The sequence below is a fragment of the uncultured Maribacter sp. genome, assembly GCF_947495965.1.
GTDB lineage: Bacteria > Bacteroidota > Bacteroidia > Flavobacteriales > Flavobacteriaceae > Maribacter_B.
The window spans coordinates 22,008-37,884 of the sequence record NZ_CANMBB010000003.1; the positions used below are offsets into that span (position 1 = coordinate 22,008).

The 15,877-nt window shown below is 31.2% G+C and carries 13 protein-coding genes; 11 read left to right on the plus strand and 2 right to left on the minus strand.

Translation table 11 applies throughout. The features are described from left to right. The first annotated feature begins 5 nt into the window (after positions 1-5). From Q0820_RS07965 to Q0820_RS07990, 6 genes are all read left to right on the plus strand, one after another. Positions 6-683, plus strand: coding sequence for a class I SAM-dependent methyltransferase (locus Q0820_RS07965; RefSeq protein ID WP_298486782.1), 678 nt, complete (start codon positions 6-8; stop codon positions 681-683). A gap of 235 nt (positions 684-918) precedes the next feature. Next, a complete protein-coding gene (locus Q0820_RS07970; RefSeq protein WP_298486784.1) occupies positions 919-1,599 on the plus strand; it encodes a mutarotase in 681 nt (226 codons plus the stop codon). A gap of 23 nt (positions 1,600-1,622) precedes the next feature. Next, complete coding sequence (modA, locus tag Q0820_RS07975) at positions 1,623-2,399, plus strand: molybdate ABC transporter substrate-binding protein (protein ID WP_298486786.1); 777 nt, start codon at positions 1,623-1,625, stop codon at positions 2,397-2,399. Further along, the gene (locus Q0820_RS07980; protein WP_298486787.1) at positions 2,392-2,796 is read left to right on the plus strand and encodes a TOBE domain-containing protein; all 405 of its coding nucleotides are present in this window, start codon (positions 2,392-2,394) and stop codon (positions 2,794-2,796) included. The genes modA and Q0820_RS07980 overlap by 8 nt, the downstream gene beginning before the upstream one ends. After that, a complete protein-coding gene (gene modB / locus Q0820_RS07985) occupies positions 2,793-3,464 on the plus strand; it encodes a molybdate ABC transporter permease subunit (protein WP_298486789.1) in 672 nt (223 codons plus the stop codon). The genes Q0820_RS07980 and modB overlap by 4 nt, the downstream gene beginning before the upstream one ends. Further along, positions 3,461-4,336, plus strand: a complete 876-nt coding sequence (locus tag Q0820_RS07990) for an ATP-binding cassette domain-containing protein (protein ID WP_298486791.1) — start codon at positions 3,461-3,463, stop codon at positions 4,334-4,336. Before modB ends, Q0820_RS07990 begins: the two co-directional genes overlap by 4 nt. A 3-nt stretch (positions 4,337-4,339) precedes the next feature. Here the strand turns inward: Q0820_RS07990 and meaB are convergent, their stop codons facing one another. Then, positions 4,340-5,344, minus strand: coding sequence for a methylmalonyl Co-A mutase-associated GTPase MeaB (meaB, locus tag Q0820_RS07995; protein WP_298486793.1), 1,005 nt, complete (start codon positions 5,342-5,344; stop codon positions 4,340-4,342). A gap of 186 nt (positions 5,345-5,530) precedes the next feature. Here meaB and Q0820_RS08000 point away from each other — a divergent pair, with 186 nt between their 5' ends. Continuing rightward, positions 5,531-6,409 (plus strand): DUF1080 domain-containing protein, encoded by an 879-nt coding sequence (locus Q0820_RS08000; protein ID WP_298486795.1) that lies wholly within the window; start codon positions 5,531-5,533, stop codon positions 6,407-6,409. 93 nt (positions 6,410-6,502) lie between these two features. Continuing rightward, entirely contained in the window at positions 6,503-8,695 is a 2,193-nt protein-coding gene (locus Q0820_RS08005) for a radical SAM protein (protein ID WP_298486798.1), read from the plus strand. Positions 8,696-8,753: 58 nt separating this feature from the next. Here Q0820_RS08005 and Q0820_RS08010 read toward each other — a convergent pair whose 3' ends face one another. Further along, a complete protein-coding gene (locus Q0820_RS08010; protein WP_298486799.1) occupies positions 8,754-12,155 on the minus strand; it encodes a ThuA domain-containing protein in 3,402 nt (1,133 codons plus the stop codon). A gap of 113 nt (positions 12,156-12,268) precedes the next feature. Between Q0820_RS08010 and Q0820_RS08015 the strand changes: the two genes are divergently transcribed. The 3 genes from Q0820_RS08015 (at position 12,269) to Q0820_RS08025 (ending at position 15,873) form a co-directional block, all read left to right on the plus strand. Continuing rightward, positions 12,269-12,844 (plus strand): YdeI family protein, encoded by a 576-nt coding sequence (locus Q0820_RS08015; RefSeq protein ID WP_298486800.1) that lies wholly within the window; start codon positions 12,269-12,271, stop codon positions 12,842-12,844. A gap of 88 nt (positions 12,845-12,932) precedes the next feature. Beyond that, on the plus strand, positions 12,933-13,559 hold the full coding sequence (locus tag Q0820_RS08020; RefSeq protein ID WP_298486802.1) for a YceI family protein: 627 nt from the start codon (positions 12,933-12,935) through the stop codon (positions 13,557-13,559). Positions 13,560-13,626: 67 nt separating this feature from the next. Next, positions 13,627-15,873: an MMPL family transporter gene (locus tag Q0820_RS08025; protein ID WP_298486804.1), complete on the plus strand. Its 2,247-nt coding sequence runs from the start codon at positions 13,627-13,629 to the stop codon at positions 15,871-15,873. Positions 15,874-15,877: the final 4 nt, after the last annotated feature.

Genomic DNA, 15,877 nt, shown 5'->3' on the forward strand with positions numbered 1-15,877 from the left:
TGAAAATGGATTTTGAAAAAATTGCTAAGCAGCTAGCAAATCCATCAGGTAAATTTGGGGTAAATGTAGCATTAGGAATGAATACAATGAATGCATTTATAAGTAAAACAACTTATGATTTATTACAAATTAAAGATGCCGAAAGTGTTCTAGAAATTGGATTGGGTAATGGTAAATTCATTGAAAGCATTTTAGCTTATGGAAATAGTATTTCATATACTGGTATTGATATTTCAGAAATTATGATAACTGAAGCTAAAAAAATTAACAGGCATTTATTAGACACAAATCATATTGATTTATTTAAGGCAGATGTTGAAAAAATGTCATTTTGGGATGAAACATTTGACAAGATATGTACCATTAATACCATTTACTTTTGGAAAAATCCATCTATTGCACTAAAAGAAATGTACAGAGTATTAAAACCAAATGGCATATTAATTGTTTCATTCAGACCTTTTATTGAAGGGCAAACACTTGACTTTACTAAATATGGATTTAAAGAATATAGAGCAGAAGATTTTGAGGCTTTAATGCAACAAACAGATTTTAAAATAATTGGAAAGATTGATAAAATTGAACCCTCAATTGTTTTTAATGGGCAAATTCAGAATCTATCTTCTCAATATTTTACTTTAAAAAAACTAGGAATGAGAAAAAACTTATCCTTGTCTATTTAAAACCTTAAATACAGAACAAGATTTATAGAAAAAAACTAAATTTAAAGCTATTTAAACAAAGCATAAAATAGTCAACCTATTTCAGATTAACATAAAGTATAAATATTAATTATACTTTAAATTCTTTTATAAATAAAACCTAACTAACAATTATTTGTCGAATTTAGAAGTTATAAAAAAAGTGCAAGACTACTACGTGATCTATTACATATTTTTTTGATTTAATAAAACAGTAATGAATTTAAAAGAACACTATAACCTATTGTATAACAGTACAATTAAAAAACTTAAAAACAATAACTATAGTGTAGATACATTAATAAATTCTCCGTTAGACAACAGGTTTGGAATAACGCTTTTAATACGACCAAGTGCTACTGTAAAAAATAAAATTCAAGAGTTTATCTCAGAACTTAAAGTCCTTGAACCCGACCAATATTTTTATCCTAGTTCCGATATTCATATAACTGTTATGTCTATCATTTCTTGTTATGATGGTTTTACACTTTCGCAAATAAACCCTACAGAGTATCAATCTATAATTAAGCAAAGTCTACATCAAAAAAATAAATTCAACATTTCCTTTAAAGGCATAACTGCTTCTACGTCTTGTGTTATGTTACAAGGTTTTTTTAATGACGAAACACTAGATAATATTAGAAATTCTTTACGTACAAATTTTAAAAATACAACTCTAGAACAATCTTTAGATAAACGCTATACGATACAAACTGCACATGCTACAATTTTTAGAATACAAAAACCGCTGAAAGATAAAATTGCCTTCATTAATTTACTTAAAACATATAAAGACTTTGATTTTGGTACTTTTACTGTAGATTCTTTAGAACTTGTGTATAATGATTGGTATCAGAAAGCAGAAAAAATTCAAAAACTTTATACCTTCCCGCTTTAATTAGTCTTGTTATCTAAAATCTTATGTTATCCATAAAAAACATTTATATACTTTTTAAAAGTTGGTTCCTGTTCATTTTAATTTCTTCATGTAACTCTAATACCTCTAATACCAAAATTATAATAGCTACTGCAGCAAATATGCAGCCTGCTATAGCCGAAATTTCTAATTCATTTTCTAAAAAATCTGGTATAAAATGCAAAACTGTAGTAAGCTCTTCTGGTAAATTAACTGCTCAAATTAAAGAAGGAGCTCCTTACAATATTTTTATTTCTGCGAATAGAAAATATCCTCAAGAAATATATGATCACAAATTAGGACTTACAATTCCAAAAATATATGCGTATGGAAAATTGGTTCTTTGGTCTGCTATAGATACTATAACACCATCAACATCTATTTTAAAAAACGCTAACATAAAACATATTGCTATTGCCAATCCTAAAACAGCACCATACGGAGCTGCTGCTATAGAATCTTTAAAAAATTATAACTTATACAATGCAATAGAGAGTAAATTAGTGTTTGGGGAGAGTATTTCCCAAACCAATCAATTTATAACATCTAAATCTGCATCTATTGGTTTTACAGCCTTATCTGTTGTATTAGATAAAAAAATGAAAAATATTGGTAAATGGGTTGCTGTAGATACTACTACCTACTCCCCTATTGCTCAAAGCATTATTGTAATTAAACAAAATGCTAAAGAAAATAAAAACGCAACAGCTTTTTATAACTATCTTTTTTCTAAAGAAGGACAAGAAATTATAAAGAAATACGGATATTCGGTAAATGAATAACCTAAAGGGACATATAAGTGCAGTTCAAGTAAGCGGAACGATGTCTATTGTATCTGTTACAATTGCCAAAAACCTAATCTGGAAAGTAATTGTTATAGAAACTCCAGAGACTTCTCCTTATCTAGTTATTAATAAAAAAATAACACTTTTATTTAAAGAAACAGAAGTAATTATAGGCACTGGAGACCTACCTAATGTAAGTATCCAGAATAGAATTAATGGTACCATTAAACAGTTAAAAAAAGGAACTTTATTAAGTAATGTACTTATAAATACTCCCCATGGAGATATTTCTGCTATACTAGCTACAGAAGTTATAGAACAATTGCTACTCAAAGAAGGTTTAAACGTAACCGCAATGGTGAAACTAAATGAAATAATGCTTTCTAAAGTATGACTTGGGAACCGCTACTACTTACCTTTAAACTTGCATTAGTAACAACTATTTTGTTATTACTAGTGGCTATTCCTTTGGCCTATTGGTTGGCTTTTTCTAAATCTAAAATAAAGCCCATTATAGAAACTTTGGTAAGTATGCCTTTAGTTTTACCTCCTACAGTTTTAGGTTTCTATTTCTTAATTGTTTTTAGCCCTAATAATAGTTTTGGTAATTGGTTAAATTCCGTCTTAGGGATTAAACTTGTATTTTCCTTTACAGGTCTTGTTATTGCATCTATTATTTATAGTTTACCTTTTATGGTACACCCAATACAGTCTGGATTTAATAGTATTTCTTCTAATTTAAAAGATGCTGCTTATGTTATGGGTAAATCTAAATTTAGAACTTTAACCAAAGTACTTTTACCAAATATAAAACCAGCATTATTAACAGGTATTGTACTTTCTTTTGCGCATACGGTAGGAGAATTTGGTGTTGTTTTAATGATTGGAGGTAACATTCCTGGAAGTACAAAAGTAGCCTCTATTGCTATTTATGATGAAGTAGAAGCTTTAAATTATAGTGCTGCAAATTTTTATTCTTTAGTACTTTTTGCAATCACCTTTTCTATTCTGTTAGTAGTTTATTTAGTTAATGGAGGGTATTTAAAACGTTTTTGGAAATGATACATATAAACATTGAAAAAAAACTAAAAGCAGCGCATGGAGATATGCTTCTTAATTTAGATATACATATTAAGAAAGGGCAATTAGTTACTTTGTATGGAGAATCTGGAGCAGGAAAAACATCTACCTTAAAAATACTTTCGGGTTTACTACAAGCAGAAAAAGGCCTCATTACTGTTGCTAATGAAACTTGGTTTAATAGCAATACAAAAATAAATAAGACGCCACAAAAAAGAAATATAGGATATGTTTTTCAAGATTATGCCTTGTTTCCGCATATGACTGTTGTTCAAAATTTAGAATTTGCTTTAGAAAAAAATCAATCCAAAGCTATTATTCAAGAGCTACTACAAATTATAGAACTAGATGCTTTAAAAGACCGAAAACCGGATACACTTTCTGGCGGACAAAAACAACGGGTTGCGCTTGCTAGAGCTCTAGTGCAAAAACCAGAAATACTATTATTAGATGAGCCTTTATCTGCATTAGATATAAAAATTAGATTAAAATTACAGGACTACTTATTAAAGGTTCATAAAAAATACAACTTAACCACTATTTTAATTAGTCATGATATTGGTGAAATTCACAAACTGTCGGACTGGGTTTTTGTTCTTAAAAATGGTGTAGTTGAAAAAATGGGAAACCCAACCGAAGTTTTTATAAATAAAAAACTCAGTGGTAAGTTTAAATTTAAAGGGGAGATTTTAAAAATTGAAAAAGAAGAAATTGTTTATGTAATTAGTATTCTTATTTTTAATGATGTAGTAAAAATAATAGCCCAAGAATCTGAGGTAAAAAACTTAAATCCGGGAGACAAAGTTATTGTTGCTTCTAAAGCCTTTAATCCTATTATTTATAGGATAGAATAGCTATTAAAACCCTTTTTTATATTCTTCAATAATACTATGTGCTGCATTTACAGGCGATACTTTTGAATCTAAAATATCTTTCTCTAATTGCTTTATTTGTTTGGTAACCACATCAGAACCATAAAACAATTGCTTTAATTCTTCATTTATGGTATTATACATCCACTGTATTTGCTGTTCTTTTCTATTGTTTATAAAATAACCATTATCATTGACTAGCTTTTTAAATTCTAATATTTTATCCCAAACTGTGTCTATACCTATATTTTGTATAGAAGAAGCTGTGCTAACTATTGGGCTCCATCCAGAATTTGGCATTGGAAAAATATGTAATGCATTCTGGTATTGTCTTTTTGCAATTTTACTTAAGGCAACATTATCTCCGTCGGCTTTATTTATAACCACCATATCTGCCATTTCCATAATGCCTTTCTTTATACCTTGCAACTCATCTCCTGCACCAGCCAGCATTAACAAAAGAAAAAAATCGGTCATTCCGTGTACCGCAGTTTCCGATTGCCCTACTCCTACTGTTTCAATTAAAATAACATTATAGCCAGCTGCCTCGCAAAGCAACATGGTTTCTCCTGTTTTATTCGCTACACCTCCCAAAGTATCTCCAGATGCAGATGGTCTTATATAGGCTTCTTTTAAATTGGCCAATTCTTCCATTCTTGTTTTATCGCCAAGAATACTGCCTCTAGAACGTTGACTACTAGGGTCTATAGATAATATGGCAACTTTATTTCCTTCGGCAACTAAATGCTTTCCAAAGGTTTCTATAAAAGTACTTTTCCCAACTCCAGGAACTCCTGTAACACCTATACGAATAGAATTTCCAGATTTAGGTAAAATAGCTTGTATAATCTCTTTTGCAATTGCTTTATCACTCTCTAAATTACTCTCTATTATCGTAATTGCTCTAGATAAAATAACGCGATCTCCTGCTAAAACCCCTTCAATATATGCAGCTGCAGTTAACCTTTTTTTTAGTTTATAATTATTCATACTATCCTTTCTAAATATAAAAATAAGCAATAACAATTGGTTATTATAATACAGGAGAAATAGATAAGAACATATGTAATACTAATTAGCTAGATTGTTATGCTATTAAAATACACAATCCCATATTTTTACTATTAATTTATTACTTTTAAAACACATTTAAAACCATACTTTAATTTACGTCACATGAAAACCAAAATCCTTTTTTTATTTACTCTACTCCTTTCTATAAGTTTTATAACTAATGCTCAAAAAAAACAGAAAGACTGGGAATTTTTATTAGACAAAGATTTGAGTAAATGGGATATTTTTATAGGCGTACCACATACTACCGTTAATTTAGATGGTTATGAAAAAGGAGATGGTATGCACGGTACTCCTGTAGGTTTAAACAAAGACCCCTTACATGTTTTCACTGTTACTAAAACAAAAAAAGATGTACCTGTACTTAATGTTTCTGGGGAAATATATGGAGGATTAAGTACTAAAAAAGAATATGAAAATTACCATTTGGTCTTTTATGTAAAATGGGGAACTAAACAATGGGAACCACGTTTAAAGGACAAAAGAGATAGTGGCGTTTTATACCATGCGCAAGAACCTCATGGCCAATTCTGGAATGTTTGGATGAAAGCTCCAGAAATGCAAGTACAAGAAACAGATTCTGGCGACTTTTTTCCTTTAGCTGGTGTTAGTATGGAAGTTAAAGCTACTAAACGAGAGGAAAATGGTAAAGAGTTTTGGTTTTATGATCCTAAAGGAGAATTAAAAACTTTTAAAACAGGAGCAAATGGTCGTTGCAGAAGAATAGAAGATTTTGAAAAGCCCCATGGAGATTGGAATAAATTAGAATTAATTTGCTTAGGAGATAAGGCATACCACATTGTAAATGGAAAAGTAGTAATGGCTTTAGAAAATTCTTTAGAATATGATAAAGAAGGAAACGCTACTCCCCTAACAAAAGGAAAAATACAATTTCAGTCGGAAGCTGCAGAAGTATATTATAAAAACATAAAAATTAGAAGTATTACGAAACTTCCTAAGAAAATAGCTGCGCAACTATAAACGCTTTTTAAAAAGAGGAGTAACTTTGCTCCTCTTTAATTACCCCTTATTTTCTATTACCTTTACGCCTAATATTAATAGTACATAGGCCATTTGGAAAACGTTTTACTTATTACACCTCCTTTTACCCAACTTAATACGCCTTATCCAGCTACGGCTTATTTAAAAGGGTTTTTAAACACTAAAAATATCCCTAGTTATCAGTCCGATTTAGGGATAGAAGTCATCCTTAAACTCTTTTCAAAAGAATATTTGCAATTAGTTTTTAATACCGCCCAAGAGAATAACACTATTGTTTCTGATAACGCAAAGCGCATATATGCATTAAAAGCATCTTATATTAAAAACATTGACGATGTAATTCTGTTTCTACAAGGGAAAAATCAAACTTTTGCAAGGCAAGTATGCACCCAAGGATTTCTTCCAAGGGCATCAAGATTTCAACAACTAGACGATTTAGATTGGGCCTTTGGTTCCATGGGATTACAAGACAAAGCAAAACATTTATGCACTTTGTTTTTAGAAGATTTATCAGACTTTATTATAGAATGTATAGATTCTAATTTTGGTTTTAGCAGATATGCAGAACGCCTAGGTCGTAGTGCTAACGACTTTGATGAAATTTATGATGAATTACAGCAACATATAACTTTTATTGATAGTATTACTTTAGACCTGCTGGAAGATTTATTACAAAAAACAAACCCTAAATTAGTATGCTTTTCCGTTCCTTTTCCTGGTAATTTGTATAGTGCCTTTCGTTGTGCTCAATATATAAAAACGCATTTTCCAGATATAAAAACCGCTATGGGCGGTGGTTTCCCTAATACCGAGTTAAGACAACTTACCGATGTTCGTGTTTTTGAGTTCTTTGATTATATAACTCTAGATGATGGCGAATTACCTATTGAGTTACTTTTTGAAAATTTAAAAAATACGGACACTAGTAAAAGAGAATACAAACGTACATTTCTATTAGAAAACAATACGGTTACATATAAAAACGACACCAAACAACAAGACTATAAACAAAACCAATTAGGTACTCCAGACTATTCTAATTTATTATTAGACCAATATATTTCTGTTATAGAAATTGCAAACCCAATGCATAGCCTTTGGAGCGATGGCCGATGGAACAAACTTACCATGGCACATGGCTGCTATTGGGGAAAATGTACTTTTTGCGATATTTCATTAGATTATATAAAACTATACGAACCCATTACAGCTACTATTTTAGTAGACCGTATGGAAGAAATAATAACACAAACTGGAGAAACTGGTTTTCATTTTGTAGATGAAGCCGCACCGCCCTCTTTAATGAAAAGTCTTGCGTTAGAAATACTTAAAAGAGAACTTACCGTTACCTGGTGGACAAACATACGTTTTGAAAAGAACTTTACTAAAGATTTATGTTTGTTATTACAAGCGTCTGGTTGCATTGCTGTTTCTGGCGGACTAGAAGTAGCATCGGACCGGTTATTACAATTAATAGATAAAGGAGTAACCGTAGAACAAGTGGCACAAGTAACCCGCAATTTTACCGAAGCAAATATTATGGTGCATTCCTATTTAATGTATGGCTACCCAACCCAAAGCCTTCAAGAAACTATAGATAGTTTAGAAATGGTACGTCAGCTTTTTGAAATTGGAGTTCTACAATCTGGTTTTTGGCACCAATTTGCATTAACAGCACATAGCCCTGTTGGTATAAATCCAAAAGACTATGCAATTACGCCAAAGTATAAAGAAATTACATTTGCTAATAATGACATCGATTTTACGGACCAAACTGGCATAGATCATTCTAAATTTAGCTTTGGATTAAAAAAATCTTTATTTAATTATATGCACGGAGTTAGTTTTGAATTACCGCTACAAGATTGGTTTAATTTTAAAATTCCAAACACTACAATACCCCCTGATTTTATTTATAATTGTCTAGAAAATGAGCTGCCAATTATACCTAAACCACAGCACAAAACTTATTGGTTAGGGAGCATACCTACTCTAGAATATAGTTCTAAAACAAAAAGAGGACAAACCTGGAAATTGGCAACTTTAGGTTTTCATAATCACGAGGAATCTTTTTCTATAACCCTAGATAAACCAGAAGGAGAATGGCTTTCTAAGCAACTACCTTTTTTTAAACCTAATACCAACAAACCCATAACTTTTAAAGATTTAAAAGCTAATTACGAAACTATTTTTAGTGATTTTGAACTATTTTGGGCTTCTAAACCAATAAAAAAATTACGAAATAAAGGGTTGTTATTAATATAGTTTTAATAAAAAACAGAGCTACTAATTAAAGTAACCCTGTTTTTTATATTACCAATTTTTATTTAAAAGTTACTCCCATAGTTGCCATAAAACCATCTGGCTTATTACCATTGGTTTTTCTTTTACACACAATGTATAACTTCTTTACTATGTTATTCTTCTGTTGTAAAGGAATAGGAACACTACCATAAGATTGTGCTTTATTAGGTTGTGCCATTACCGCTTCTCCCAATAGTTCTCCGTCTGGAGTATTTGCATGAACTTCAAAAGTATACTCATTCTTTGGTATTGCTCTCCAAGCAGTAGATATTACTATGTTTTTTATGTTTTTTAGGTCTATATTTTCTAGCATAAACCAACCTTTATTTTTTTCTAATCTTATTCCTTCATCTCCTTTAAATTTTACATTTCTAAAATCTTTATTTACAATTTTATTATGTATTAAAAAGGTATTATTTTCTAATACTACAGCTTTTGTTCCTGTTAGTGGTATTGCTCCATTCTTACCATCATCTGTATAACTAGCCGTTAAAACTAGCATATTTCCTGGCTTCCTATTTTCTGCTTTTATAGCACCTTTAGATGGTAAAGATTGTTTTTTTACATTATTATTAGCTAAGGATAAAATATACTGCGCTATTTGGCTTGTTTCATCACTAGTTATGTTTGGGTGTGCTGGCATGGTTACTTCACCCCATACACCGGTACCACCACTTTTCATTTTTTCTTGCAAATATGCCATTGCATTTTCATCGTCTTTATACTTCTTGGCTACGTCTATATACATTGGTCCTATAGAGGCTTCTGCTTCTTTATGGCATGCTTTACAATCCATAGACTGTGTTAGTGCTTTACCGGTAACTGCCGCAGATACTTGCTGGTGCCCTAAGGACATTGCCACCTTATCTAACCCTTCAAGATAATCTACAGAAACAAATATATTCTCTGGGTTTATTTCTTCATTACCATCTTCATCTGTTACCGTTACATTATATGCTATTTTTTTTCCTGGAGTATAAAAAGTAGTATTGCTTTCCAATAAATCTATGGTTACTTCTGGTCTTGTATTTCCTGCAACAATGATAATTTCTTCACTATTTGCAATTTCATTACTAGTATCTTTTACTTTTACAGAAAGTTTATAGTCGCCAACATTAGAATAGGTATAATTAATCTTAGGTTCTTTTGTTTCTTTTGTTTGCCCATCTCCAAAACTCCATAAATAAGTAAGTGCATCTTTTTCTAAATCTTTAGCACTTACGGTTGCATTTATCTCTAATGGTGTTTTACCAGATGTTTTATCTATATGTAACCCTTCTACTAATGGTGGTCTATTACCCCCATTATAGTCTATATACCCCAATGAAGAGTTTTTATTTTGAGAAAACCAACCACTACCATACTCTAATAAATACAGTCGTCCGTTTGGTCCTACTTCCATATCTATTAAACTATTAACTTCTACATCAGAGGCAAAAGGTTCCATTTTATTAAAATCTCCATCATCAAACAGTGTTACAGCTTTCATCCATCCACGCATCCAATCGTAAATAATAACTTTACCATCATAATAGCTTGGTAGTTCATTTTCTCCTTCATACATATCAGAATAATACGTAGGGCCTGCCATAGCATTACGGCCTCCGCTGCCTAATTGCGGAAAATCACTAGATTCTACATAAGGATAGTAAACAAAAGCAGGCATTGCTTCTGGCAATTCTCTTAACCCCGTATTATTAATAGAATTATTTATAGGTTTTTTAGAATCAAAAAAGTCTCCGCTTTCTCCTGTAGCATAATTATACTCTCTATACGCTTCATTGTTACCTACAAAAAATGGCCATCCAAAATTTCCCGCCTTTTTTGCTTGGTTTACTTCATCATATCCTCGTGGTCCTCTTGTTGCATATTGATTATTTCCTGCATCAGGACCAACTTCTCCCCAGTATAAATACTTTCTCTTTTGGTCTACAGATATTCTGTACGGGTTTCTATGCCCCATGGTATAAATTTCTGGCCTTGTTTTAGCAGTTCCTTCTGGAAATAAATTACCTTCTGGTATAGAATACGTTCCGTTTTCATTAACTTTAATTCTAATAATTTTCCCTCTTAAATCATTGGTATTTCCTGAAGAACGACGAGCATCATACTGCTGTTTACCTTTTATATTGTTTAATGGAGCAAAACCATTATTTGTATATTTTACTCCTTTTTCATTAAAAGGTGTTGAATTATCTCCTGTAGATAAATATAAAAGTTTATCTGGTCCAAAGGTTATGGAACCTCCAGTGTGGCAACATATTTCTCTTTGGCTTTCTACATCTAGAATAATTTGTTCGGACTTTAGATCAAAAACATCATTCTTAAATTTAAATCTAGATAAACGATTAACCCACTTATCTCCCGTAGGGCTATAATAAACATACACCCAATTATTAGTTGCAAAATCTGGGTCTTTCTGTAATCCCATAAGGCCTTCCTCTGCGTTAACCCCTGGTGTATGTAGTGCTTTATAATATACATCTAACAAAGCTACTTGCTTAAGCTCTTTGGTAGCTTCTTTATACAACAATATTTCTCCTCTACGTTGCGCTATTAAAACATCATTATTAGGTAAAATTGCCATCTCGGTAGGTTCAAAAAACTTCCCTAAGCTTAAAGTTACTTTAGAAAAACGATTTATCTCTGGTGGAATTTGACTTGTTGCTTTACTATAATCTAAAACTTCATTATCCCCTATTGCATATTGTATACCTCCTAAAACATGTTTTAAAAACATTTCCTCTGTAAAACTTTCGTTGGTATGCCCACCTGCTGTATAAAAAGCTCTACCACCATCATAGGCATGGTACCACGCCATTGGATGATTCTTTCCGTTTATTCCTCCTTCGTACGTGCTTTCATCTACAGTAAGAATAACATTAACATCAGGATTAATTTTTCTATAATTATATAGCTCATCTTTTCTATGCCAAATAGAATCTTTAAAAAAATTTGTTGCTATAAAATTTGGGTCTTTTATTATAAAATCTGCTTCTGGAGTTCCTTTTGGGTGACTATGAAAATAAGCCCCTGCTAATTTGTTATACCAACCCCAATCATACTCTGTATCTGTTGCAGCATGTATCCCAACATAACCGCCCCCAGCTTGTATATACCTTTCAAAAGCTGCTTCTTGATAATGGTCTAAAACATTACCGGTTGTACTTAAAAATACAACAGCTGCATATTGCTTTAAGTTTTCTTCAGTAAATAATTCTGCATTTTTTGTAGTATCTACCTGTATACCATTTTCTAATCCTAATTTTTGAAGTGCAGCAACACCTGTTGGTATAGATGCATGCTTAAATCCCATTGTTTTAGAAAAAACTAAAATTTTTGGCGCCCCTTCTCGTTTCTTAGCACAGGAAGTTACTAGGAGTCCTAAAATCATAAAAATGACAACTACAATTTTTTTCATATCTTATTAAATTATTGAATCACTCAAAATAAATCTAAAACTTTAAACATTGCATATAAAAAGGTGCATTTTCGTGCTTTTTTACGAAAAACTACTACAACTTAGAAAAAATTATGTCCGAGAAATTAGTTCTTTATTTTAAAAATGACACAGAATGGCGTACCTGGCTACAAGTAAATTATACAAGAACAGAAGGCGTTTATTTAATTTTTTATAAAGTAGACCATGCTATGGAAAGTATGCGCTGGGAAGAAGCTGTAAAAGTGGCTTTATGTTATGGTTGGATAGATAGTACTGTAAAGAGTCTTGGTAATGGCAAAAGACAACAATACTTTTCGCCTAGAAAACAAAAAAGTGTTTGGAGTAAACTAAATAAGACATATATAAAATTGCTTATTAAAAATGAATTAATGCACGATAGTGGCTTAGTAAAAATTAAACAAGCAAAGAAAGATGGATCCTGGAATGTCTTAGATAATGTGGAAAACGGAATTATCCCTAAAGATTTACGAATTGCCTTTAACCAAAATGAAATTGCTTTTAAAAACTACACCGCTTTTAGTAAAAGTTATAGAAAAAACTATCTATACTGGTTACACCAAGCAAAAAGAGAGACTACAAGACTTAAAAGAATATCTGAAATTATTAATCTTTGTGAGAACAATATAAAATCTAGAGAAAATAGATAATTATTTTTCCATTTTATCCTAGAGAATACTTGTTCTCTTATTGTTAGGTGCACAAATAATATGTATTTTTATGGTCAAAATACAGTCCATGAAAAAAATAGCTCTTATTACATTAAGTTTATTAGTATTTGCAGGATTTAGCTGCAAAGATGCTAAGAAGGAAAAAGAACAAACTGAAGAAGCCCAAGTAGAACAGTATAGCTTGGTAGCAGATTCTACTAAAGTTAGTTTTACGGCCTACAAAACTACAGAAAAAAAGCCTGTAGGTGGTAAATTCACTTCTATTAATATAACTAATGCTACTACTGGCGAAACAGCTTTAGAAGCTTTAAACGGAACAAAATTTAGTATTCCTGTAAGTAGTTTATTTACTAATGATGCTACCGGAACAAGAGACCCTAAATTATTAGAGTTCTTTTTTGGAGTAATGAAAAATACAGAACTAATTTCAGGTGAATTTAAAGCTACGGCAGACAATACTTGCTCTATAGATGTTACTTTAAATGGCGAAACTGCAAATATCCCTTTAACCTATGAAAATACAGGCAATGCTTATACTTTTAAAGGAGTTATGAATTTAGAAAACTGGAATGCTTTAGATGCTGTTGCCTCTATAAACAAAGCTTGTGAAGCTTTACATACAGGAGCAGACGGTGTTAGCAAAACTTGGAATGATGTTGCTGTACAGGCGCAAGTTCTTTTAGAAAAAAAATAAATAACGTATTTATCCTAGTAACAAAAGGCTGCTTTATTAAAGTAGCCTTTTGTTGTAATTAAAAACTATGCATAAGTTAATTGCTGCAAAAAAAAGTATTGTTACTGTATTTATTGCTTTAGCGGCAATTTCGGCCTTTTTGCTTGGCAACCTTAAGTTTACGTTCGATTTTGACCAATTTTTTCCTATCGGAGATCCCGATTTATTATTCTATCAAGAGTTTATGGAAGAGTTTGGTACCGATGACAATTTTTTACTAATTGCCGTTGAAAATGACTCCACAGTATTTAAAAAAGAGTTCTTAGAGCGCTTTCATCAATTTTCTTTAGATGCAGAAAAGTTTAGCTACACAAAAAACAGCTCTTCTTTAACCACTATGTTTTACCCATTAAAAACTTCTTTTGGGTATACAAAACTGCCCGTAATACATATTAAGGATAGTACAAAATATGCTAAAGATTGGGATAAAATAAAAAACGATAGTATTTTTACCAATAGTCTTATAGATACCAAAGGCACATCTTTAGTAGTTGCAATAGAAACCGAAGACAATTTAGATTATGACAACTGCCTGTTATTTTTAAAAGAAGTTCGTGCATCTCTAAAAAACAACCATATAGAAGAATATCATTTTTTAGGAAGAGCTTATTTTTATGAGTCCTTCGTAGCCATGCAAAAAAGAGAGTTATTAGTAACAAGTGCTCTTTCTGCTCTATTGGTTTTACTAGTTTTATTAGTTATTTACAGAAAAATAGCGGTGGTTGCTCTTGCTTTTTCTTCTATTGTAATGGCATTACTTTTATTCTTAGGCGTATTATCTATATTAGGAAAAGAATTAAATACACTTTCCTCCTTCTACCCTATTTTACTTTTAATTGTAGGTTCTGCAGATGTTATCCATATAATGGATAGTTATCTAGAGAAACTAAACCTAAATATGGATAAAAATAGTGCAATAATAAGCACTTTAAAAGAAGTTGGCCTTACCACCTTATTAACCTCCGTAACTACCGCCATTGGTTTTTTATCGCTTGTAACCTCTAAACTAATGCCTATTAAAGATTTTGGTTTAAACTCTGCCATTGGGGTAATGGTAGCGTATGTAACTGTTATATTTTTTACAAGTGCGTTACTGTTACTTATTAATAAAAAACACCTTTTATCTAAAAAGAATTCTATAGAAAAATGGGACTCTTACCTACAACGAATTAATGTATTTACGCGTAAAAAACCCAAAACTATACTATATAGCGCAGCTCTATTTGGTATCCTATGTTTTTGGGGAGTATCTATGATAAACACTAATTATGAGTTTCAGGCTAGTTTTCCTAAGAATAGTAAACTTGCCGATGATTTTTCTTTTTACCAAGAAAAATACGCTGGTTTTAGACCATTAGAAGTTGCAATAATTGCCAAAGGAGAAAATAAGATAACTGATTTTAAAGTGCTTCAAGAAATAGATAAAATGGAAGCGCAACTAAACTCCTTTAAAGACATTGGAGAAGTAACCTCTGTAAACCTCTTATTTAAAGGTATTAACAAAGCTCACAACTTAAATAAAAAAGAGTTTTTCACACTTCCAAAAGACAATAAAACTTATTTATCTTATAAGAAAGATATTAAAAAAATTGCTCGTAAACAGCTTAAAAAGTTTGTGAATGAGAGCGAAACGAAAGGCCGTATTTCTGCAAAAGTATTAGATATTGGTACCGATAGTCTTATTAGAGTATACGGCAGTTTAAATAACTTTATTGCCACAAAAACAGACACCTCATTAGTAAAATTTAGACTTACTGGAAAAGGATTATTATTAGATAAAAACTCTGTCTACATAAGAAACAGTTTGCTACAAGGTCTTGGTATTGGACTATTGCTTGTTGGTATTATAATGGTTATTTTATTTAAAGACATAAAATTGCTCTTAATTTCTTTAATTCCTAATATATTGCCTTTACTTTTTGCTGGCGCATTACTAGGCTTTTTAGAAATACCTTTAGAAGCAACTATATCTATCATTTTTGCAATTGTATTTGGTATTGCCGTGGATGATACCATACACTTTCTAGGGCGCTATAAACTATGCAGACACAACGGACTTAATAAGGAAAAAGCAATAGAAAAAACCTTTAAAGAAACTGGTAGAGCTTTAATAATAACAACTGTTTTGCTATTTTTTGGCTTTATGGTTTTAGTTTTTTCTGTGCATTTACCAAGTATTACCATAGGGCTTCTATTAAGTGCAACACTACTAACAGCATTAATTTTAGATTTATTACTATTACCGGTGCTAATTAGAAAATGGATTAAGAATTAAATCG